This window comes from Gillisia sp. Hel_I_29 (genome assembly GCF_000744275.1).
Lineage (GTDB): Bacteria > Bacteroidota > Bacteroidia > Flavobacteriales > Flavobacteriaceae > Gillisia.
In genome coordinates this window covers 1546085-1568006 of sequence record NZ_JQLP01000005.1, presented here as the reverse complement: position 1 = coordinate 1568006, position 21922 = coordinate 1546085, and the positions used below count along the sequence as shown (strand labels likewise).

The following is a 21922-nucleotide window of genomic DNA, read 5'->3' as shown; positions in this document are numbered from 1 at the left end:
AATCAATTATAATTTTTTTCCTTTTGTATTTCCTTTTTAAAATGGTCATCTATTTGCGATAGTTTATCTCCATATAAGCACCAAACGATTGACATTAAAAGGTTGGTTTTTCCATATCCATTCCTTCCACCTATAACGACAATATTTTTTTGACCATCAGTAGCTAAATTAATAGGCACATTGCCGTAATACTGCCTAAAATTTTCAATGTCTATTTTGCTGAATTTCATTTGGTAGCTTTTTCTATTGTATCATTAATCTTCTGAAAATGGTAATTATTCCTTTTAAATAATTTTTTCGTTTTTACTGAATCAATGAGCAGTTTTAAGGAATTGAAATCAATACCTTTTTCTTCACTTAGCTCCTTAAGTCTATTGTTTTGGTTTTCTTTGGTTAGTTTTATCATTTTTTTTATTTTTGAAGTAATAATGCGACCTCAATTAATTTTTGCTTATCGTTTTCATCTAATTCGCCAGCTTCATATTTTTTTCTCTCCTTGTAATGAAATGAGTAAAGATTCTTTTCATCATTTAAACCTGCATTAGGAAGTCTTGAATGTTGTTGAACAAACTTTTTTAACTTTACATAGCGCTTATCATTGTCTGTTCTTCGTTTACCTAAAAGATCTTCAAACTTTTTTGCAATCGATCGAATCGTACTTTTTTGCTCTTCATTTAATTTATTCTTTTTAACTTCTCTTTTTTGAACATTAAACCATCGGTAAAGCTTTTCTTCCAGTTCTGGACATCCGCTTGAAAAGGGTAATCTTCCATTTTCGTTTATAAATTGTTTCAAGTCTTTCAAGCTTTCATCCCATGTTCGTTTTAATGGAGGAGCAGTCTTACTCAATAATTTGTATTTATCAGGATATTCTTTTGAAGTTAAGCCAATGAAATAATTTTCAAAAAAAACAAAAGTTTTAGATTCATCTATATACAAATTATTGTAAATGCTGTTTGCATTGGTTTTGGGGCGAAATTGTTTTACGTATCTAGCAATTTCCTTTTTATGTTTAGGCTCATTAAAAGCTAAAAGGAACTCCTGGGAGATAGTTCTAATTGTACCCCCTTTGAAATTCTCAAGCTCATTTTCCCATTTTTTTAAGCCGAAAATACTTCGGCGACCGATTGGTACAAATCCGTGCTTTCTTTTCATAGAAGCTCTGATTTTTGGCTCATCAGTATTATAATTTGGATGTAAATAATTGACGGCCAAAACTATATTCTTTACTTTTGAAGGTTTTCCAAGATATTCTAATGCTTCAAAAGCATATTCATATGATAGTTTAGAGGTATTTCTTTGAAAATTAATATTATCTTCTAAATCAATTATGATGTTTAGTTCAATAAAGATTATTTTTTCGGCAATAGGCATTATTTTATCCAACATTTCTATTTGGTCCTCCGTTAGAAATTTTGATAAATAACTTTTGAAATTAAATGTATATGTTTCAGTAATTCTTTCTTCATATCGCGAACTGATATCATCTAAAAACCTTTCAAAACTGAAAGACTTTGCAATTTGTTTTTCAACGAGGTAAAATGAATGCCAATTATGTCGGTTTCTATGATTAAAATAGTTTATTTGAAGAACGTCCTCTATATTACCAATTAATGTGTACTCATCAGAGCCATAAATATATAAGATAAAAGTTAAGAAACTTTTGGTAAAAATGGTTTCGTTTACTTTGTTGATTCTCTTTTTAAGTTCATCATCTACGAAGATAAAAGATGAGTTCTCTTCGATGCCATAATTTGAATATAAGTCATCATTGAAATTTTTTAAAAAATTAAAGTTAGACAAAAATTGTTCAAGACAATTTTTTCTCAATTGTCTAACTCTTTCTCTTGATAAACCAATTAATTCTGCGATTTTATCCAGAGTAATTTCTTCCGTGTTCTCGTAAATATGAAGTGATTTTTTTAGGATAAGCGTTTCTTTGTTATCAAAAAAGCCATTTTTATCAAAAAGGAATTCTGTTAATTGAAATATTGATTCAGATTCCAAAATCTCATCTGGGATTTGCTTAATTCCGAAAGTTTTTTGGATTAAAAATTGATTTCTCAAAACTGTAAGTTGTTTATCATCTTTTATCTTCGCAACTTCATCGAAAAACTCTTTAACAATATCTATATATAATTCAATCTCAGGAATAGATTTTTTCCCTATATTTTTCATATTGTTTACATCAAGATTTGCATCGAGAATTTTACGGGAAAAATTTTTTATTTTGAGATTGTTTTGAAGATGCCACTTAACAGCATTTTGACTCCTAATCGATAAGCTGGAAGTATTTATAACTATGAAACTGTTTATAACCTCTCTTTGTTTTCTCGTTAATGTGGATGTTAATTCTAAAAATGAGACTAGTTGTTGTATCGGTAATTTAATTTGGGAAGTTTCGGGTACATGATTTCTACAGAATTTTATAAGTTCTTGATTAGTTCCATCGCCACAATTTCTCAATTTCTTAAATGAGAGGTTTTTTAAATAATAATCAAGTATTAAATCTAGGTTATATAGGTCATTTCCCCCACAAACATTATAGGCTCTTACGCTGAAACTATTGTTTTCTAAAATTTGGTTTAAAGTCATTTACAATCGTATTCTATTTACTAAATATAGTTTTTTAAAATTATTATTTTTACTTTTTCCTTATTTCGTTGAGCGCAATGGCAAAAAACAGCTCTTTTATTTTTTTTTAGCTGGGCCTATAGTGTTGGCAAAAAAATAAATGTGCTGTTTGAGCGTAGGTTTTCAATACTAAATATGATAATTTGCACGATTTCCGCATTATGCACAACGTTATGTCAACTCTAATATACTTATTTATTCAAAAAAGTTCCCAGATAAACCTATGTTAATTATATTTTATCAGTTAGCAATTAACGAAAGGGGAATTAATAATATTCACTGGTTCTTGAATAATCCCCTACCATATTTTGTCGATATAATATCAAATTAGTATATTCATTAACTCCTTATAAAGGAGCTAAGACCCCTACATCTTTCTCTCTCCTTTTTTGGAGAATTATAATTCCACCTACTGGTCACCCTTTAAGTGGAATTGAAGGGGAATATACAGGTAACAGCGTATTTCCCCTTCTTTAGAAAAGATAATTCATTTTGAATTTAGGATTATCCTCCCAATTTCAATTGGAGCTTATCCATATCCTCTCCAATTTTTTGCTCAACGACCCGCGCGTAAATCTGGGTAGTCGAAAGTTTAGTATGTCCCAGTAATTTTGAAACTGTTTCTATAGGTACGCCATTGGAAAGCGTTACAGTTGTGGCAAAGGTATGCCTGGCAACATGAAAGCTCAGCTTTTTATGAATGTCACACTGACTGGCAATATCCTTAAGGTACTTATTGGTTTTCTGGTTGGAAAATATAGGCAGTAAAAACTCTGAATTATTATAGGTGGAATATTTATTCAATATTGTTTTGGCTTTTTCTAATAGCGGTATTTTCATAGGAGTCTGGCTCTTTTCCCGGAGACAGTGTATCCAGTCCCGTCCATCAATACCTTTTACCAAATGGTTTTTTGAAAGTTTCTTTACATCTACATAAGATAAACCGGTATAGCAAGCGAATAGAAAGATGTCCTTAGTCTTTTCTAATGTTTTACTGGTAAATATAGTTTCTTCCAGTTTTTGAAGCTCCAACCTGCTTAAGAATGCCCTGTCAAACTTTTTGAATTTCATCTTATACTCTCGGAATGGATTATTGGGCATCCATTCTAATTTTATGGCGAGGTTCAGTAATTTCTTGAACCGTTCCATATGCTTCATGATTCCATTATTGGTCAATTGAGACTTTCCATTTTTATCCTTCTTTCGTCGTAGAAAATTTTCGAAGTTGATCACAAATCCGTAGGACAGATCTTTAAGATAAGTATTGGAAGTTTTGACTTCCTTTTTAAGGTAATCTTTTAGATAGCGTTCTGTGGTGGTATAATTCTTTAAAGTACCGGGCTTTAGAACATCCTTCATATGTTCGTTGTGATAATCCAGCATATCAAGTAGGGTTTTACTCTTATCATCCAAACCTAAAAAACGTGCCTTAATGGCTTTGGCTGTTACAAGCTTGTTTTCTTTTTGGAGTGCTTCCGGACAATCCAGCAATCTGGAATAAGTTCTGTCCAAATAGGCATTGATCGAAGATTTTTCTGCCTTTCGTCCTCTGATCCGATGGGAATCGTTGTCCCAGGAATTAACAGGACAACTCCGTTTTAAACTGATCTCCGCTCGTCGACCATTTACCGTTACTCTAGCATAAATAGGGGCGGCTCCGTTTTTCGATTTTGTGATATTGAGCCAAAATAGGATACTGAATGTTATTTTTGTTACCATTGCCTTCTCTTTTAAAAGTTAAAAAATGAGATAAACGAAAATCAAATCACTTTAAAAAGCCCAGTGGGATACTTGAAGTTAAGAAAAAAAAGGTAACCGAAGAGGTGACCGATTAGGTCACTTTAAGGATAGTTTTAAATAAAAACAAATGATCCTCAATTCTATTAAAGTATTGAAAATCATTTGTTTAGGTATTCTTTGGTGTGTTTTGACACACTAAAAGTCGGGGTGGCAGGATTCGAACCTGCGGCCTCCTGCTCCCAAAGCAGGCGCGATAACCGGGCTACGCTACACCCCGAAGGTTATCTTTGTGATAAGCAATAAACGCTTATCGTCATAGCGGGTGCAAATATAAGAATAACTTTTGATGTACCTACAAAGTGCAAAGAAAAATCAAAAAATATCTAAAGTGCCTTAACACTTGTTTCACAGCTCCATAGGTAGTTTTTTAGTAACTTCAACACAAAATAAATTTATGAAATACTTAAAATTCTCGTTTTTAAGCCTTCTTTTAATTGCATTTTCTGCGTGCGCACAAAAGGATACTAGTATTACCCCTTCCTCCTATTCTTATGACTATGAAATGGTGGTAGACGGACTTCAAATTCCGTGGGGAATGGCATTTTTACCGGATGGAAGTATGCTCATCACAGAAAAAAGTGGCGAGTTGATACATTTTAAGGATGGTAAAAAAGTAGCCGTATCTGGCGTTCCGGAGGTGTATGTTAGAGGGCAGGGCGGTTTATTAGACATTGTACTACATCCAGATTATAAAAATAATGGGTGGATCTACATTACTTATTCCTCTTCAGAAGGTGAAGGAGATGGAGGTAATACCGCAATTATGCGTGCTCAATTAAGCGAAAATCAGCTTACAAATAAAGAAGTTCTTTACAAAGCTTCCCCAAACACTACTAAAGGACAACATTTTGGCTCGAGAATAGCTTTTGATAATGAAGGATATCTTTACTTCTCTGCAGGAGAGCGTGGAGAAAGAGATATCAATCCTCAGGATATTACCAGAGATAACGGTAAAATATATAGGCTTAATGATGATGGATCCATACCAAATGATAATCCATTTGTTGGTCAAAATAATGCAAAAACTGCTATTTATAGCTATGGGCATAGAAATCCACAAGGTTTAATCTTACATCCGGAAACTGGAGAGATCTGGGAGCATGAACACGGGCCTATGGGTGGAGATGAAATAAATATCATTAAAAAAGGAGCCAACTATGGATGGCCAGTAGTTACTTATGGTAAAAATTATAACGGCACCAGTATTACTTCAGAAACATCCAAGCCAGGAATAGAAGAGCCAATTTACTATTGGGTGCCTTCTATTGCTCCTAGCGGAATGGCATTTATCACTTCAGATAAATATCCGAATCTTAAAGGAAATTTATTGGTAGGATCATTAAAATTTCAATACCTTGAATTGGATATACTAGAAGGTGAAAAAGTTGTTAAAAGAGAGAAACTTTTTGAAGATCTAGGAAGATTTCGCGATGTTCGCCAAGCGCCAGACGGATACATTTATGCCGCCGTAGAGGGAAAAGGAATTATTAAATTAATAGAAGTAAAAACCACTAAAACTGAAAAATGAGATTAATATTAAGTCTTTTTATAATGGTATTGATCGTTGGATGCAAATCTGACGAGAATAAGAATGATAACACAGAAAAAATAGTAATTGCAGACAAACCTAAATCTACAACTACTTCCACTCAAAACGAATATCCACAGGGAAAAGAAGTTTATAATAATCTATGCGCTACCTGCCACTTACCATCAGGAAAAGGTATTGCTGGTAGCTTTCCACCACTAGACGGCTCTAATTGGTTAACAGAAAAAAGAGCTGAAAGTATACATGCGGTTAAATATGGCTTAAATGGGCCTATAGTAGTAAATGATGTAGAATATAATAACGCAATGGCCCCAATGGGTCTTACAGATCAGGAAGTAGCAGACGTGCTTAATTATACCATGAGTTCATGGGGAAATACCAACGATAACCCTATCACTCTAGAAGAAGTAAAAGCTGTGAAAGAGTAAGAAAAAAAAGTTCTACATACTACCATTAAATTAAAATCCAAAGGCCGGCTTTTAAAAGTAATAATTAACTTTGCCCATAAATTTTAGTATTTATGTTAATTATAGGAATTGCTGGTGGAACCGGAAGTGGTAAAACTACCGTGGTTAGACAAATTTTAGATGAATTGAATAATGATGAAGTTGATGTAATTTCTCAAGATTCATATTATCAGGATACCAGCCATCTGCCAATGGAAGAACGAAAAAAGATAAATTTTGATCATCCAAAATCTATAGATTTTGATCTTTTAGTCTCTCATTTAAAAGATCTTAAAGCAGGCAAAACCATCGAACAACCTGTATATTCTTTTAAAGATCATAACCGTACAGGTGAGACTGTGACTACACAGCCAAAAAAGGTAATCATAGTTGAAGGAATTCTGATTCTTACTCATACAGACATCAGAGACATGTTCGATATTAAAATATACGTGCATGCAGATAGTGATGAGCGTCTAATTAGAAGACTAAAAAGAGATATTAATGATCGCGGTAGAGATCTGGAAGAAGTACTTTGGCGTTACCAGACCACATTAAAACCTATGCATCAACAATTTATTGAGCCAACCAAAGAATTTGCAGATATTATAATTCCTACCAATAGATACAATACAGTGGCGGTAGATATCGTTCAAACCATCATTAAAGAGAGATTGGGTTAATTTTGTATCTTTAAAAACTATGAATCTAAAGCAGCTTAGACAAAAAAGATGGTTCAAAATCATTAGTAATAGATACGTTCTGTTGCTTCTGATCTTTACCTTCTGGATGCTTTTTTTAGATAGTAACTCATGGTACATTCAGCGAGAACTCAACCAAAAGGTAGACGAGCTTAATACCAACAAAGAATATTACAAAAAAGAGATCGCTAAAGACAAAGCAACTATGGAAAGTCTGGACGATTCTTTTGAACTAGAAAGCTTTGCAAGGCAACAATATTATATGAAAAGGCCAAATGAAGATATTTACATTATTGAATATGATACTGTAAATTAAAAACCTTACGTTTTTTACATTTTGCCTAATCTTAAAAAAACTAAACAATGAGTCAGCCTTTATTTCAGGAATTTGAAGAGGTTTCTGCAAAACAATGGAAGCAAAAGATCCAAGTTGATTTAAAAGGAGCAGATTATAACGAGAAGCTTGTTTTTAAAAGTAGAGATGGCATTCACATAAAACCATTTTATAATGCTGAAGATGTTGAAAAAACATTCAGTATAAATTCTCCAAAGAATTGGCAGATCTGTGAAAAGATCTTCGTGGTTTCAGAAGAAAAAAGTAATAAAAGGGCTCTTGAAGTACTTACCAAAGGTGCCGAAAGTTTATGGTTTATCATTTCTTCTGAGAAGACAGATTTTCAGAAGTTATTCAAAGATATCTCTCTTAAAGATACTCTTATCTACTTAAATTTTGAGTTTTTACCAGAGAGCACTTTTGAGGAGTTGCTTACTTTTATAAGCGGTACAGATCATCAAATAAGACTTCATATTGATATTGTTGGAAATCTTGCCCGTTCGGGGAATTGGTACTTTAATCTTAAAAAAGATCACGAAATTTTATCTAAGATCGTATCAAAATCAGCTGATTTTAAATCAGTGCTGAGCGTAGATTCTGGCTTATACCAAAATGCAGGTGCCACTATTCCACAAGAATTGGCTTATGCTCTAGCTCATGCAAATGAATACCTAAATCATTTTTCAGAAAATAAAGATCTGGAGATCGATTTTATTGTGGCTTCCGGAACCAATTATTTCTTTGAGATCGCCAAGATCAGAGCACTTCGTATTTTATATGCCAGCTTGGCTTCAGAATATGGCATCAATAAAAAATGTAATGTTTTGGCTCAACCTACAAAAAGAGACAAGACCTTATACGATTTTAATGTAAACCTACTTAGAACGACCACACAGGCAATGAGCGCTGTACTTGGAGGTGCAGATGCTGTTTACAATATGCCTTATGATGCAATTTATCATAAGAATAATGAGTTTGGAGATAGAATAGCTAGAAATCAGTTACTTATTTTAAAGACTGAAAGCTATTTTGATAAAGTTTCCAACGCTGCAGAAGGAGCTTATTATATAGAAAGTTTGACTCAGCAATTTGCAGAAAAAGCCTTGGAAATATTTAAAGAAATTGAAGCTGGAGGTGGATTTTTAAAAGAATTGAAGGAAGGGATCATTCAAAGAAAAATAGCTGAAAATGCTAAATTGGAGCAAGAGAAATTTGATAAAGGAGAATTGGTGCTTATAGGTACTAATAAATATGAGAATCCTGAAGATAAAATGAAGGCGGATTTAGAATTGTTTCCATTTTTGAAGATGAATCCAAGAAAAACCTTGATCTCTCCAATTTTAGAGAGAAGATTATCAGAAAGATCTGAACAAGAGCGATTAGAAAAAGAGTAATTTCAGTCACGAAATACTATTAAAATATAACTGCTGATATTTTTCAGCTAGAAGAATTTACAAGCAATGCCTAGAAAAAATCTTCAAAATATCACTTTAAAGAGTTCGGTTTCTAGCGAAACTAATAATTCTGATAACTCTAAAGTTTTTAAAACCGCAGAAGAGATCGATTTAAAACCGACCTATTCCGCAATGGATATAGAAAATGCAGAGCATTTAAATTTTGCTGCAGGAATTCCTCCTTTCTTAAGAGGACCTTATAGCACCATGTATGTGAGCAGACCTTGGACCATTCGCCAATACGCAGGTTTTTCTACCGCAGAAGAAAGCAATGCTTTTTATAGAAGAAATTTAGCTGCAGGGCAAAAAGGACTTTCAGTAGCTTTTGATCTTCCTACGCATAGAGGTTATGATAGCGATCATGAACGCGTGGTAGGAGATGTTGGAAAAGCAGGTGTTGCCATAGATTCTGTGGAAGATATGAAGATCTTATTCGATCAGATCCCATTAGATAAAATGTCTGTATCTATGACTATGAATGGAGCGGTACTTCCTATCATGGCCTTTTATATAGTGGCGGCAGAAGAACAAGGTGTAGATAGAAAAGACCTTTCAGGAACCATTCAAAATGATATTCTAAAAGAATTTATGGTGCGTAATACTTATATCTACCCACCTACTCCTTCCATGAAGATCATTTCAGACATTTTTGAGTACACTTCTCAAAACATGCCAAAATTCAACAGTATTAGTATCTCCGGATACCATATGCAAGAAGCAGGTGCAACTTGCGATATTGAACTTGCTTATACCCTTGCCGATGGATTGGAGTACATCCGAAAAGGATTAGAAGCAGGAATGGATATAGACAGCTTTGCTCCTCGTCTTTCTTTTTTCTGGGGAATTGGAATGAACCATTTTATGGAGATCGCCAAAATGAGAGCTGCGCGTATGTTATGGTCGAAATTGGTAAAACAATTCAACCCAAAAAACGAAAAATCTTTAGCACTTAGAACGCATTCACAAACCAGCGGATGGAGTTTAACAGAGCAAGATCCATTTAACAACGTTGCCAGAACCTGCATTGAAGCAGCTGCGGCAGCCTTTGGAGGAACTCAAAGTTTACATACCAATGCCTTAGATGAAGCTATTGCTTTACCTACAGATTTCTCTGCACGTATTGCTAGAAACACTCAATTATATCTTCAGCAAGAAACCAAAATCACTAAAACAGTAGATCCTTGGGCTGGAAGTTTTTATGTAGAAAGCCTTACCAATGATATAGCTCAAAAAGCTTGGAAACTTATTGAAGAAGTAGAAGAACTTGGTGGAATGACCAAGGCCATTGAAGCTGGAATTCCTAAATTGAGAATTGAAGAAGCTGCAGCTACCAAACAAGCCAGAATAGATAGCGAAACCGATATTATAGTAGGTAATAACAAATACAGACTTGAAAAGGAAGACCCATTGGTTACACTTGAAGTAGACAACCAAACGGTAAGAATTCAGCAAGTTGATAGATTAAAACTAATTCGAGAAGATCGAAATTCAGAGAAAGTAAATAAAGCCTTAGAAGCTTTAACCGATGCTGCTGAAAAAGAAAATGAGAATTTATTAGCTTTAGCAGTAGAAGCAGCTAGAGAAAGAGCCACTTTAGGAGAAATAAGTGATGCCCTAGAAAAAGTATATGGCAGATATAAAGCCAAAATTCAATCTTTTAGCGGAGTTTATTCTAAAGAGATGAAAGACAATGAATCCTTTAAAAAAGCAAGAGAGCTTGCCGATAAGTTTGCTGAGCAAGATGGTAGACGTCCAAGAATAATGGTAGCCAAAATGGGACAAGACGGTCATGATCGTGGCGCTAAAGTGGTAGCAACCGGTTATGCAGATCTTGGTTTTGATGTGGATATCGGGCCGCTATTCCAAACCCCTGCAGAAGCTGCGAAGCAAGCTATAGAAAATGACGTTCACATTTTAGGCGTATCTTCTTTAGCTGCAGGACATAAGACTTTAGTACCTCAAGTAATTGAAGAACTAAAAAAACACGACAGAGAAGATATCATGGTAATAGTTGGAGGGGTAATTCCTTCTCAAGATTATCAGTTTTTATTTGATGCTGGAGCTGTCGCGGTGTTTGGGCCGGGGACAAAAATTAGCGAAGCAGCAATTCAATTATTAGAAATTCTTATAGAAGAAGAATAATTTATATTCCTCTTCAATTTAATACAATCAACCAATTAGCGCAAGGCCTAACCAGACTTGCCACTAAAACTTATAAATATGGATTTTACAAAAAAAATGCTGAGAGATGATGCCTTAGAAGGCAAAACTATTGTTGTTACAGGAGGAGGAAGTGGATTGGGAAAAGCAATGAGCACCTATTTTCTTGAACTTGGAGCCAATGTGGTAATTACTTCACGAGACCTGGAAAAACTAAAAAATACTGCAGAAGAGATGAGATCTCAAACCGGGGGAAAGGTTTTACCGGTGCAATGTGATGTTCGTAATTATGAAGAGGTTGAAGCTATGGTAAAAGCCTCTGTAGATGAATTTGGATCTGTAGATGTACTTTTAAACAATGCAGCTGGAAACTTTATCTCGCCAACAGAACGTTTGAGCGCACATGCTTTTGACACTATTATAGACATAGTTCTTAAAGGAAGTAAAAACTGCACACTAGCCTTCGGAAAGCATTGGATAGACAATAAAGAGGAGAATAAAACTATACTTAACATCGTTACTACTTACGCATGGACGGGTTCTGCATATGTAGTTCCAAGTGCGACTGCAAAAGCTGGAGTATTAGCTATGACACGTTCTTTAGCGGTAGAATGGGCAAAATATGGTATTAGATCTAATGCCATTGCTCCAGGACCATTTCCAACTAAAGGCGCATGGGACAGATTACTACCAGGAGATTTAAAAGAGAAGTTCGATCTTGCTAAAAAAGTGCCATTAAAACGTGTTGGAGAGCATCAGGAATTGGCTAATCTAGCTGCATACTTGGTTTCAGACTTTTCTGCCTATATAAATGGTGAAGTTGTAACTATAGATGGCGGCGAATGGCTGAAAGGTGCAGGACAGTTCAATTTATTGGAAGCCATCCCTGAAGAAATGTGGGATCAGCTGGAAGCAATGATCCGCGCTAAGAAAAGTAAATAAATAACTGATAACGAGATTCGTTACATTGTAAAAATCCAGAATATTACGAAACTGTATAAGCTGTTAACAAAATCATTTTATATAGCTGTAATAAATTGTATTTTTACCCCTCATAAATTGAAGATATTTAATGGGTAAAATCATTGCTATTGCAAATCAAAAAGGAGGTGTTGGCAAAACTACCACCTCTGTTAACTTAGCAGCCTCTCTTGGGGTTCTTGAAAAAAAGGTGTTGTTAATTGATGCCGACCCACAAGCGAATGCTACTTCTGGATTAGGTATTGATGTAGAACAGGTAGAATTTGGAACCTACCAACTTTTGGAACATTCTATCAAAGCGGAAGAAGCTATTATAAAAACCAGTTCTCCAAATTTAGATATCATTCCTTCTCACATAGATCTTGTTGCTATAGAAATAGAACTTGTAGATCAGGACGAGCGTGAATATATGCTTAAAAAAGCTATTACTCACCTAAAAGAGAGTTATGACTACATACTTATTGACTGTGCTCCTTCTTTAGGACTGCTAACTTTAAATGCACTTACCGCTTCAGATTCGGTGATCATTCCAATTCAGTGTGAATATTTTGCATTAGAAGGGTTGGGCAAACTATTGAACACTATTAAAAGTGTTCAAAAAATTCACAACAAAGAATTAGATATAGAGGGCTTATTGTTAACTATGTACGACTCTCGACTTAGACTATCAAATCAAGTAGTAGATGAAGTGCAGAAACATTTTAATGAAATGGTTTTCACTACAATCATCCAGCGAAATGTACGTTTAAGTGAAGCACCAAGTTACGGGGAAAGTATTATCAATTATGACGCTGGTAGCAAAGGAGCAAATAATTATTTGAGCCTTGCCCATGAGATCATAAAGAAAAACATGTAGAAGATGGCGAAAGCTACTAAAAAACAAGCATTAGGAAGAGGCCTTTCAGCATTACTGAAAGATCCTGAACAAGATATAAAATCTGCAGAAGATAAGAATGCAGATAAACTGGTAGGGCATATTGTAGAATTGGAGCTAACTTCTATAGAAGTAAACCCATTTCAGCCTAGAACCAGCTTTAATGAAGATTCTCTTAGAGAATTAGCTTCTTCTATTAAAGAATTAGGGGTAATTCAACCAATAACGGTAAGAAAATTAGAGTTTAATAAATATCAATTAGTTTCAGGAGAACGAAGATTCAGGGCTTCTAAATTAATTGGACTTGAAACAGTTCCTGCTTACATTAGAATAGCGAACGATCAGGAATCTTTGGAGATGGCCTTGGTAGAAAATATCCAACGTCAAGATCTTGATCCTATAGAAATTTCACTTTCATATCAGAGATTGATAGATGAGATCAATCTTACCCAAGAGCAATTAAGCGAGCGTGTTGGAAAGAATAGATCTACTATTGCTAACTACTTGAGATTATTAAAGTTAGACCCTATCATTCAAACCGGAATGAGAGATGGATTTCTATCTATGGGGCATGGAAGAGCCTTGATAAATATTGAAGATCCACAACTACAATTAGACATTTACGAGAAGATCTTAGAGAAATCTTTGTCTGTAAGAGATACCGAAAAATTGGTGCGTGAACTTAGTGGAAACTCTTCTGAAAAACCCACTCCAAAAGCGAAACCACTTCCACAGGAATTCAAAAAAGGAATTAAAGAATTCTCCGATTATCTTGGCACTAAAGTAGACGTGAAGGTTGCCGCCAAAGGAAAAGGGAAATTAATAATACCTTTTACTTCCGAAGAAGATTTTAACCGACTTAAAAAATTAATTCAGGGTGAAGCTTAAGAAATTACTTTCGCTACTCTCGCTTTTACTAGCGTTTAATTTTCTTGCAGCTCAGGAAGACTCACTTTCTGTTGCTAATACCATCAAAGAACCTATTGTTCAAAAAGATAAAAAAGAAGAGTATAAAGAATATAATCCTTTAGCACCTGCTAAGGCTGCTTTTTACTCTGCCGTATTACCAGGTTTAGGGCAGGCCTATAATGGAAAATATTGGAAAATTCCAATAGCTTACGCTGGACTAGGGATCGGAATTTATTTCTATTTAGACAATGATAAACAATATGACCGGTATCGAGATGCCTATAAGCGTAGATTAGCAGGTTTTACAGACGATGAATTCTCGAGGGAAGATGGTACGCAACGAGTAACCAATGACGGTTTAATAAGAGCTCAAAAAGTCTACCAGCGTAATAAAGAAATTTCTTTATTGGTAACAGTAGGTATATATGCCTTAAACATAATAGATGCTAACGTAGATGCACACTTACAACAGTTTAATGTAAGCGAAGACCTTTCTTTTAAGCCTACAATGAACTATGATAGAATTTCAGGTAAAACAGGCTACCTATTATCATTAAATTACAACTTTTAGATATGAGAATTGCACTTTTAGGCTACGGAAAAATGGGGAAGACCATTGAAGGTATTGCTGAGGAAAGAGGTCATGAAATAGTTTACAAGATCAAAGAAGATATTAAAAATTATGATTTTAGCAAGGTAGATGTTGCTATAGATTTTAGCGTACCTACCGCTGCCTATAACAATATAACCACTTGCATGAGACATCAAGTTCCTGTGGTGAGCGGTACTACCGGTTGGTTAACAAAATACGAAGAAGCTGTGAAGATCTGTAATGAAGAAAATTCTGCATTTTTATACGCTTCAAATTTTAGTATTGGTGTAAATCTATTTTTTGAATTAAATCAAAAATTAGCAAAAATGATGAGTCCTTTTTCTGATTATAAAGTAGAAATAGAAGAAGTTCACCATACGCATAAGCTAGACGCTCCTAGCGGGACAGCTATAACTCTAGCAGAAAAGATCATTGAACATTCTTCCAAAAGTGGATGGAAACTAGATGAAGCAGGAGCCAATGAAATTCCTATTATCGCGAAGAGAATAGATGAAGTGCCTGGAACTCATACCATAGCTTACAATTCTATTATAGATTCTATAGAAATAAAACATACTGCACATTCTAGAAAAGGTTTTGCCTTAGGTGCCGTAATTGCAGCTGAATGGTTGAATGGCAAAAAGGGAGTTCATTCCATGAAAGACGTACTTTCAAGTTTAAGTTAGTTTAACTGTAACGGTTCAAATTAAAATTACACTAATACCAGTAAAGTATTTAGATTATGACATTTACACAATGGTTTATATTTTTCCTGATAGTTCAGGTTATTCATTTTTTAGGAACATGGAAACTATACGTTAAAGCAGGAAGAAAAGCCTGGGAAGCGGCAATACCGGTATACAATGCTGTAGTTCTAATGAAGATCATTAACAGGCCTTGGTGGTGGACAATTCTTTTATTTGTGCCTATTGTAAATCTAATTATGTTCCCGGTTATTTGGGTAGAAACCATTAGAAGCTTTGGAAAGAACTCTACGCTAGATACTGTTCTTGTAATTGCTACCCTAGGATTCTATATATACTACATAAACTATATTGAAGATGTTACTTATATTGCAGAAAGAAGTCTTCAGCCTAAGACCAGCACAGGAGAATGGATAAGCTCTATACTATTTGCTGTTATTGCTGCAACAATTGTTCATACTTATTTAATTCAACCCTTTACCATTCCAACTTCTTCATTGGAAAAAACGTTATTGGTTGGAGATTTTCTATTTGTGAGTAAATTTCATTACGGTGCCAGAACCCCTATGACGGCAGTTGCTTTTCCCATGGTTCACGATACTTTACCATTTGTAAATACTAAATCATACCTCTCTAAACCTCAAATCCCTTATTTCAGATTTCCCGGATTTGAAGATATAGAGCGATCAGATATTGTTGTTTTCAACTGGCCAGTAGATACTATGAGATACATGACCACTACAGATAAGTACTACTATAAGCCTATAGATAAGAAAACAAATTATGTAAAAAGAGCTGTTGGTGTAGCAGGAGATTCGCTACAGATCAAAGACGGGAAAGTATTTATAAATTCCAAGCCCTTAAACCTGCCGGGAAGAGCAAGATTACAAACTTCTTATATTGGAAAAACCAAAGGTCAGCCTTTAAATCCACGCGTTATGTATCAATTATATGGAGTTACAGATCCATATCGATATGATCAAAACAGCAATACATTTTGGATAAATCTAACAGATGGAGAATTTGAGAAATTTAAGAACGATCCCAATGTAGCCAGCGTACAAAGAGTCATTAATCCTGCAGGTAATAAAGATCGCTCTGTGTTCCCTCAAAGCGAAGATAATAATTGGAATCAAGATAACTTCGGACCTATTTTCATTCCAAAAGCAGGAACTACTACTCCCCTTACTATAGAAACCCTACCATTATATAAAAGAATTATTGAAGTATATGAAGGTTCTGAAATGGGAATTACCAATAAACTGTCCACAAATGGAACGCAGGTACTATTAAACGGTACTCCTACAAATTCTTATACCTTTCAGCAGGATTATTACTGGATGATGGGAGATAACCGCCACAACAGCTTAGATAGCCGTTATTTTGGATATGTACCCTTTAATCATGTGGTTGGAAAACCTGTATTTATATGGATGAGTTGGGACACTAACGCTAGTGGGTTAGATAAGATTCGTTGGAATAGATTATTTACTACCGTTGAAGGAGATTCAGATCCTGTTTCTTATTTACCATATGCCGCCATTATAGTAGCAATTGGTCTTGGTTTTAGTTATTTCAAGAAAAGAAGAGACGCTTAGATCAACTTATAATTTATGCAAGATATTCTAGTTCATCTCCCCTATTTTGGCTCTATTGTGCAATTTAGAGAAATGCTGAGATCTGGTTCGATCTACGTTGAAAATGAAGACAACTATCAAAAGCAAACCTATCGCAATCGTATAAATATCTACGGAGCTAATGGGAAGTTAACTTTGAATATTCCAATAAAGCATTTGCATACTCCAGGTGTAAAACAGCATCAAAAGTATAAGGAAGTTAGGATCGAGAAAGAATATAAATGGCAGAAGCAGCATTGGAAATCCTTGCAATCTGCCTATAAGACCTCCCCTTTCTTTGAATACTATGAAGATGATCTAGCGCCGCTTTATCAAAAAGAGTACGAGTACTTAATAGATTTTAATTATGCTTGTTTAGAAGCTTTAGAAGAGTGCCTGCAGTTAGAGCTTAATTATAATAAAACAACAGCATATCAAATATCACCTGAAGGAGTTATAGATAAGCGTGAACTTATCAATGCCAAAAAAGATCACTTATTACCGGCTTATACTCAGGTATTTGATGAAAAACATGGTTTTATATCCAATTTATGTATTGTAGACCTTCTATTTAATGAGGGCCCAAATACTTTAGATTATCTGGAGTCTTTACAGTAGTATACTTATAGTTCTATCTTGGTTACAATTGGAAAGTGATCTGAATATTCAACAGGGAACACTTCAAAAGAACTAATCTTTAGCGCTTTATCTATCAATGCAAAATCAATCCTTAAAGGAAAATAATTAAGATTAAAAGACTTTCCAAAACCACTTCCTACCTCTAAAAATGCATCGTTAAATTTGTCTGCCTTGATTTTTTGATAAATATAGGAGAAGGCGGTATTATTAAAATCGCCCATTACAATAGTTCTATAAGGAGAACTTTCTATAGCAGCTATAAGCATCTCCGCCTGGTTTTGCTGAAGCGAAAAACCGTAGCCTATTCTTCCTATCAACTTCTTAGAATCTTCCTTCTGAAGATCTGAAATTGCCGGCTGAATGTTCAACGACTGGAAATGTACATTAAAGACGCGTAAAGTATCTTCACTTTTTACAACATCTACATAAATAGCATTATTATTTCCGTCTTCTGGAAAATCTACAGAACCCTTATTGATCATTGGAAATTTAGAGAATATTCCAGAACCAAATTCTGATGCTTTTTCCTTTAAAACAATGTATTGATATGGAAATAACTCCTTTACATTAGACACATTAATTGCGTGCTCCTGGGTAGTTAAAATATCCGGGGCCTTTTCTTTAATGAATTCTGAAATTTTGTCGGGGATGTTTTTTTGTTCCGTCCACTTATAAGAATTGAACATCCGTACGTTATAACTCATCAATACTAGCTCAGAAGCACTTCCTGCATAATTCTCTTCTGAAAATTGAACCCATGCGAACACATACTTGTAACCTAAAATAAGAACGAACAATGATAATAAGAACTGTCTCTTAAACCTGATAGCCCAAAATATTAAAAATATAATGTTGGTTAAGATTAGAATAGGCACGGCCAAGCTTAAGACCGAAAGTAACGGAAAAGATCTAGGGGGCACATAAGGGAGCAAAAAAGAAAGCAATAGCGCAAAGGCAGCTATTGTATTTAAAATGAATATAACCTTATCTAAAACACCTAGTTTCTTCATTTAATTCTCTTTTCCTGCGTGAAACAAAAAGTCCTTTTCCTGTTTAGTAAGACTATCATAACCACTCTTACTAATCTTATCTAGGATAGAATCTATTTTTTGCTGTTTCTCGTCTTTGCTAATATTCTTTTTAATCTGTGTTTTAGAAGTAGAAGTTTGCGGCTTTTTATAAACCGTTCTCATCTTTGGCTTCTTATTATTTTTAGATTCAAACAATGATAAGAACCATTCTATACCTTTTTCAAAGCCAGCACCTATATCATTACCTTTTGCAAGTTGTTTCGCATATAAAAAACCTAATAAGGCGCCTCCAAGATGCGCAAAATGTCCTCCGGCATTTCCAAATGGGATTTGGATCACATCTAAAACCACTAAGAATGCTGCGATATACCAAAATTTTATCGCTCCAATGAACATCAATCTGATCTTAAGATCTGGAATATGGGTTGCTATAGCTACCAATACCGCCATCACGCCGGCAGAAGCTCCAATTAAATATGATTTACCTGTTGCCTCAAAAGCAGGAAACAGATTATAACTTAGCATATATATTAAAGCACCAAAAATCACCCCTAAAAAATACACAGTGAGTAGTTTTTTGGAAGAGAAATAGCTTAAAAAATAGGTGCCGGAATAATATAGAATAAGCATATTAGACAAAATATGCCAAATTCCCGAATGCAAAAATGAATATGTAATTATAGACCAAGGTTTGAAGAGAAACTCACCAGGATCTTTTGGAAAGACTAACCAACTCATTAAAAAATCTGATGGGATCTTAAATAAGAAAGCGATAGTCTGAATAAGAAAAAATAAAATAAATACCAGCACATTGATAGCAATGAGCTTTTCTACCACATTGGCCGTTTGAAACTTATATTTAATTTTTTCTTTAGTTGTCATTTAATCCCACCTGTTTTGATTGAATTGATTCTTTTTCCAGTAATACATCATGATAAATCCAAATAATGCACCTCCAACATGGGCAAAATGTGCAATTCCACCTCCAAATAAAGAATATCCGGTAACTCCTGAAAATAGATCTATAGCTATAAGTACAGGAATAAAATATTTAGCTTTAATTGGAACCGGCACAAAAATAAGGAATAGTTCTACGTTAGGAAACAACATTCCGAATGCAACTAAAACACCGTAGATGGCTCCAGAAGCCCCTACCGCGGGAGTATTGTAAGCCGTGTACATACTTTCTACTGTATCTCGTGAAACAGAATTAAGAATGGCATTAGGAAATTGCCCAGTATCTAAGATATTTTGAATTTCTATAGAATTCAACCCTGCGTTCACTAAGGCAGTATAAGCGCTTTCTACCTGATAATAATTAACGAGGCTGTGAATTAAAGCTGCACCTATCCCACAAGAAAAATAAAAGAAAAGGAATTTCTTCTGACCAAGTCGTTGTTCTATAGGACTTCCAAAAGCCCACAGTGCATACATGTTGAACAAAATATGCATAAACCCACCATGCATGAACATGTGAGTTATAATCTGCCAAATTTGAAAATTTTCATTTTTAAAGAACCATAATGAAAATAATTGATAGGCATAATCACCAAGGATCATTGTACCTACAAAAAATAGAACATTTGCAATTATAAGTGCTTTAACCGTATCTGTTATTCTTCCCATCTACATGAATTTTTTTTCTAGTTCTTCAACCGGCAAGGTAATAAAAACAGGCTTGTTAAATGGAGTTAAGCTTGGCTCTTTACAAGCAAATAATCCATTTACAATATGCAACTGCTCTGTATCATTTAATAAATTCCCAGATTTAACTGCCATGCTTTTCGCAAGTGATTTCGCAAGGAGATCTGTTTGAGAAAAATTGTTTTCCGGCACTTCATTTTCAAAATCAGAAATAAGCTGTTCTAATAACATTTCCACCTCACTTTCAGAGACTGTTGTAGGAATCCCTGTGATCTCTACAGAATCTACTTTAACTTCAGAAAAGATAAATCCCGTTTGCTCTAAAGCGTCCATAATACCTTTAAGCAGTTCAATTTCATTACTACTAAATCTTAGAACTAAAGGAAATAATAATTGCTGACTTAGTGCTGCAGAAACTGTAATGCTCTTTAACAACTCTTCATACAAAATTCTGGTATGCGCTCTATGTTGATCTATTACGAGCATTCCATTTTTAAGCGTGCTAATGATAAACTTTTTATTAAGCTGAAAAGTAGAATTCTGAGTCTTTTCAACTTTCTGAGCACCAAAGAGATTCCCTGTTACTTCTTCACTCTCAAATTCTATAGCTTTCACATCAGCATCTAAATTCATATTGGAAGATTCAGATTGTAAGCCTGTATATAAGCTCTCCCATCCTGCTGTAGATTCCTTTTTAAAATTATTTCTAAAAGAAGTAACAGAATTCCCGCTAAAAGAAGAATCGTTTTTAAAGGGATTAAAATTTCTATCTACCTCCACTTGTGGCGTAGATGCAGGCCTGTTTTCGTAATTATAAGGAGTGTCCATAGAAGGATCTCTTTCAAAATCTAAAACTGGTGCTACATTAAATTGTCCTAAACTATGCTTTATAGCACTTCTTAAGATGGCATATAATGCATGTTCATCGTCAAACTTAATTTCAGTTTTGGTTGGATGAATATTGATATCGATACTTTTAGGATCTACTTTTAGATATAAAAAATAACTAGGATATGCCTTATCTTTCAAAAGCCCCTCAAATGCAGCAGTAACAGCATGATTTAAATATGGACTTTTAATAAATCTATCATTTACAAAGAAGAATTGTTCTCCACGAGTGCGCTTTGCATATTCCGGCTTACCTACAAACCCTGAGATCGTCAGAATTTCTGTCTCCTCATTTACCGGCACCAATTTCTCGTTGGTTTTACCTCCCAGTATATTGGTAATGCGTTGACGATAATTGGTTTCTGGCAATTGAAATAATTCGCCAGAATTGTGAACTAGAGAAAAAGCGATATGTGGATGTGCTAAAGATACCCTTTGAAATTCGTCTATGATGTGACGAGTTTCTACGGCATCAGATTTTAAAAAATTTCTTCTGGCGGGAATATTATAAAATAAGTTCTTTACACTAATAGAAGTTCCGGCCTTAGTAACACAAGCTTCCTGAGAGATAATCTCACTACCTTCAATTTTAATACAGGTTCCTATTTCGTCCTGATCTCTTTTGGTCTTAAGTTCTACGTGAGCAATAGCCGCTATAGATGCCAAAGCTTCTCCCCTAAACCCTTTGGTATTAAGGCTAAAAAGATCTTGAGCAGAAGTAATCTTTGAGGTGGCATGACGCTCAAAACTTAATCTGGCATCGGTAATACTCATCCCTACACCATCATCTACGATCTGGATAAGAATTTTACCTGCCTCTTTTATATAAACTTGAATATTTTTTGCTCCCGCATCTATAGAATTCTCTAGTAATTCTTTAATTACAGACGCAGGTCTTTGAACCACTTCACCTGCAGCAATTTGATTGGCTACATGATCTGGTAGCAGATGGATAACATCTTTCAT

Annotated in this window: 21 protein-coding genes and 1 tRNA gene; 13 read left to right on the top strand and 9 right to left on the bottom strand. The window is 34.6% G+C overall.

Annotated features, from left to right (window positions below; translation table 11 throughout):
* Window positions 1–2 precede the first annotated feature (2 nt).
* The 5 genes from P163_RS18615 to P163_RS12265 all read right to left on the bottom strand — a co-directional run bounded on the left by P163_RS18615 (window position 3) and on the right by P163_RS12265 (window position 4651).
* Complete coding sequence (locus P163_RS18615) at window positions 3–230, bottom strand: AAA family ATPase (protein WP_231556193.1); 228 nt, start codon at window positions 228–230, stop codon at window positions 3–5.
* Complete coding sequence (locus tag P163_RS12280) at window positions 227–406, bottom strand: hypothetical protein (RefSeq protein WP_034891615.1); 180 nt, start codon at window positions 404–406, stop codon at window positions 227–229. The genes P163_RS18615 and P163_RS12280 overlap by 4 nt, the downstream gene beginning before the upstream one ends.
* A 5-nt stretch (window positions 407–411) precedes the next feature.
* Window positions 412–2595, bottom strand: a complete 2184-nt coding sequence (locus P163_RS12275; RefSeq protein ID WP_034891613.1) for a sigma factor-like helix-turn-helix DNA-binding protein — start codon at window positions 2593–2595, stop codon at window positions 412–414.
* A gap of 543 nt (window positions 2596–3138) precedes the next feature.
* A complete protein-coding gene (locus tag P163_RS12270) occupies window positions 3139–4353 on the bottom strand; it encodes a site-specific integrase (protein WP_034891611.1) in 1215 nt (404 codons plus the stop codon).
* A 223-nt stretch (window positions 4354–4576) separates the two neighbouring features.
* Window positions 4577–4651: transfer RNA gene (locus P163_RS12265), tRNA-Pro, on the bottom strand.
* Between the two features lie 177 nt (window positions 4652–4828).
* Here P163_RS12265 and P163_RS12260 point away from each other — a divergent pair.
* The 13 genes from P163_RS12260 (at window position 4829) to P163_RS12200 (ending at window position 17372) form a co-directional block, all read left to right on the top strand.
* Window positions 4829–5962 carry a PQQ-dependent sugar dehydrogenase gene (locus tag P163_RS12260; protein WP_034891609.1) on the top strand — a complete coding sequence of 378 codons (1134 nt, stop codon included), beginning with the start codon at window positions 4829–4831 and terminating at the stop codon, window positions 5960–5962.
* Entirely contained in the window at window positions 5959–6411 is a 453-nt protein-coding gene (locus tag P163_RS12255; RefSeq protein ID WP_034891606.1) for a c-type cytochrome, read from the top strand. Before P163_RS12260 ends, P163_RS12255 begins: the two co-directional genes overlap by 4 nt.
* Before the next feature lie 92 nt (window positions 6412–6503).
* The gene (gene udk / locus P163_RS12250) at window positions 6504–7112 is read left to right on the top strand and encodes a uridine kinase (protein WP_034891603.1); all 609 of its coding nucleotides are present in this window, start codon (window positions 6504–6506) and stop codon (window positions 7110–7112) included.
* A 19-nt stretch (window positions 7113–7131) separates the two neighbouring features.
* Window positions 7132–7446 (top strand): FtsB family cell division protein, encoded by a 315-nt coding sequence (locus tag P163_RS12245; protein WP_034891600.1) that lies wholly within the window; start codon window positions 7132–7134, stop codon window positions 7444–7446.
* Window positions 7447–7493: 47 nt separating this feature from the next.
* Entirely contained in the window at window positions 7494–8858 is a 1365-nt protein-coding gene (locus P163_RS12240) for a methylmalonyl-CoA mutase subunit beta (protein ID WP_034891597.1), read from the top strand.
* Between the two features lie 66 nt (window positions 8859–8924).
* Window positions 8925–11060 carry a methylmalonyl-CoA mutase gene (gene scpA, locus P163_RS12235; protein WP_034891594.1) on the top strand — a complete coding sequence of 712 codons (2136 nt, stop codon included), beginning with the start codon at window positions 8925–8927 and terminating at the stop codon, window positions 11058–11060.
* A 78-nt stretch (window positions 11061–11138) separates the two neighbouring features.
* Window positions 11139–12020, top strand: a complete 882-nt coding sequence (locus P163_RS12230; RefSeq protein WP_034891591.1) for an SDR family oxidoreductase — start codon at window positions 11139–11141, stop codon at window positions 12018–12020.
* 130 nt (window positions 12021–12150) lie between these two features.
* Window positions 12151–12915, top strand: coding sequence for a ParA family protein (locus tag P163_RS12225; protein WP_034891587.1), 765 nt, complete (start codon window positions 12151–12153; stop codon window positions 12913–12915).
* A gap of 3 nt (window positions 12916–12918) precedes the next feature.
* Window positions 12919–13821 (top strand): ParB/RepB/Spo0J family partition protein, encoded by a 903-nt coding sequence (locus P163_RS12220; RefSeq protein WP_034891584.1) that lies wholly within the window; start codon window positions 12919–12921, stop codon window positions 13819–13821.
* Entirely contained in the window at window positions 13811–14413 is a 603-nt protein-coding gene (locus tag P163_RS12215) for a DUF5683 domain-containing protein (RefSeq protein WP_034891582.1), read from the top strand. Before P163_RS12220 ends, P163_RS12215 begins: the two co-directional genes overlap by 11 nt.
* Before the next feature lie 2 nt (window positions 14414–14415).
* The gene (gene dapB, locus P163_RS12210) at window positions 14416–15120 is read left to right on the top strand and encodes a 4-hydroxy-tetrahydrodipicolinate reductase (RefSeq protein WP_034891579.1); all 705 of its coding nucleotides are present in this window, start codon (window positions 14416–14418) and stop codon (window positions 15118–15120) included.
* Between the two features lie 56 nt (window positions 15121–15176).
* Window positions 15177–16736 carry a signal peptidase I gene (gene lepB / locus P163_RS12205; RefSeq protein ID WP_034891576.1) on the top strand — a complete coding sequence of 520 codons (1560 nt, stop codon included), beginning with the start codon at window positions 15177–15179 and terminating at the stop codon, window positions 16734–16736.
* Window positions 16737–16751: 15 nt separating this feature from the next.
* Window positions 16752–17372, top strand: a complete 621-nt coding sequence (locus P163_RS12200; protein WP_034891573.1) for a WbqC family protein — start codon at window positions 16752–16754, stop codon at window positions 17370–17372.
* A 5-nt stretch (window positions 17373–17377) separates the two neighbouring features.
* Here P163_RS12200 and P163_RS12195 read toward each other — a convergent pair whose 3' ends face one another.
* From P163_RS12195 to mutL, 4 genes are read right to left on the bottom strand one after another with little or no spacing between them, the layout of a single operon-like run.
* Window positions 17378–18403 (bottom strand): endonuclease/exonuclease/phosphatase family protein, encoded by a 1026-nt coding sequence (locus P163_RS12195; protein ID WP_034891570.1) that lies wholly within the window; start codon window positions 18401–18403, stop codon window positions 17378–17380.
* On the bottom strand, window positions 18404–19306 hold the full coding sequence (locus tag P163_RS12190; RefSeq protein WP_034891567.1) for a rhomboid family intramembrane serine protease: 903 nt from the start codon (window positions 19304–19306) through the stop codon (window positions 18404–18406).
* Entirely contained in the window at window positions 19307–20050 is a 744-nt protein-coding gene (locus tag P163_RS12185) for a rhomboid family intramembrane serine protease (RefSeq protein ID WP_034891564.1), read from the bottom strand.
* A complete protein-coding gene (gene mutL, locus P163_RS12180; protein ID WP_034891561.1) occupies window positions 20051–21922 on the bottom strand; it encodes a DNA mismatch repair endonuclease MutL in 1872 nt (623 codons plus the stop codon). It abuts the gene before it with no gap.

Coding starts and splice junctions, on each gene's coding strand:
- P163_RS18615 (WP_231556193.1), bottom strand. CDS start 230: ATGAAATTCAGCAAAATAGACATTGAAAATTTTAGGCAGTATTACGGC.
- P163_RS12280 (WP_034891615.1), bottom strand. CDS start 406: ATGATAAAACTAACCAAAGAAAACCAAAACAATAGACTTAAGGAGCTA.
- P163_RS12275 (WP_034891613.1), bottom strand. CDS start 2,595: ATGACTTTAAACCAAATTTTAGAAAACAATAGTTTCAGCGTAAGAGCC.
- P163_RS12270 (WP_034891611.1), bottom strand. CDS start 4,353: ATGGTAACAAAAATAACATTCAGTATCCTATTTTGGCTCAATATCACA.
- P163_RS12260 (WP_034891609.1), top strand. CDS start 4,829: ATGAAATACTTAAAATTCTCGTTTTTAAGCCTTCTTTTAATTGCATTT.
- P163_RS12255 (WP_034891606.1), top strand. CDS start 5,959: ATGAGATTAATATTAAGTCTTTTTATAATGGTATTGATCGTTGGATGC.
- udk (WP_034891603.1), top strand. CDS start 6,504: ATGTTAATTATAGGAATTGCTGGTGGAACCGGAAGTGGTAAAACTACC.
- P163_RS12245 (WP_034891600.1), top strand. CDS start 7,132: ATGAATCTAAAGCAGCTTAGACAAAAAAGATGGTTCAAAATCATTAGT.
- P163_RS12240 (WP_034891597.1), top strand. CDS start 7,494: ATGAGTCAGCCTTTATTTCAGGAATTTGAAGAGGTTTCTGCAAAACAA.
- scpA (WP_034891594.1), top strand. CDS start 8,925: ATGCCTAGAAAAAATCTTCAAAATATCACTTTAAAGAGTTCGGTTTCT.
- P163_RS12230 (WP_034891591.1), top strand. CDS start 11,139: ATGGATTTTACAAAAAAAATGCTGAGAGATGATGCCTTAGAAGGCAAA.
- P163_RS12225 (WP_034891587.1), top strand. CDS start 12,151: ATGGGTAAAATCATTGCTATTGCAAATCAAAAAGGAGGTGTTGGCAAA.
- P163_RS12220 (WP_034891584.1), top strand. CDS start 12,919: ATGGCGAAAGCTACTAAAAAACAAGCATTAGGAAGAGGCCTTTCAGCA.
- dapB (WP_034891579.1), top strand. CDS start 14,416: ATGAGAATTGCACTTTTAGGCTACGGAAAAATGGGGAAGACCATTGAA.
- lepB (WP_034891576.1), top strand. CDS start 15,177: ATGACATTTACACAATGGTTTATATTTTTCCTGATAGTTCAGGTTATT.
- P163_RS12200 (WP_034891573.1), top strand. CDS start 16,752: ATGCAAGATATTCTAGTTCATCTCCCCTATTTTGGCTCTATTGTGCAA.
- P163_RS12195 (WP_034891570.1), bottom strand. CDS start 18,403: ATGAAGAAACTAGGTGTTTTAGATAAGGTTATATTCATTTTAAATACA.
- P163_RS12190 (WP_034891567.1), bottom strand. CDS start 19,306: ATGACAACTAAAGAAAAAATTAAATATAAGTTTCAAACGGCCAATGTG.
- P163_RS12185 (WP_034891564.1), bottom strand. CDS start 20,050: ATGGGAAGAATAACAGATACGGTTAAAGCACTTATAATTGCAAATGTT.
- mutL (WP_034891561.1), bottom strand. CDS start 21,922: ATGAAAGATGTTATCCATCTGCTACCAGATCATGTAGCCAATCAAATT.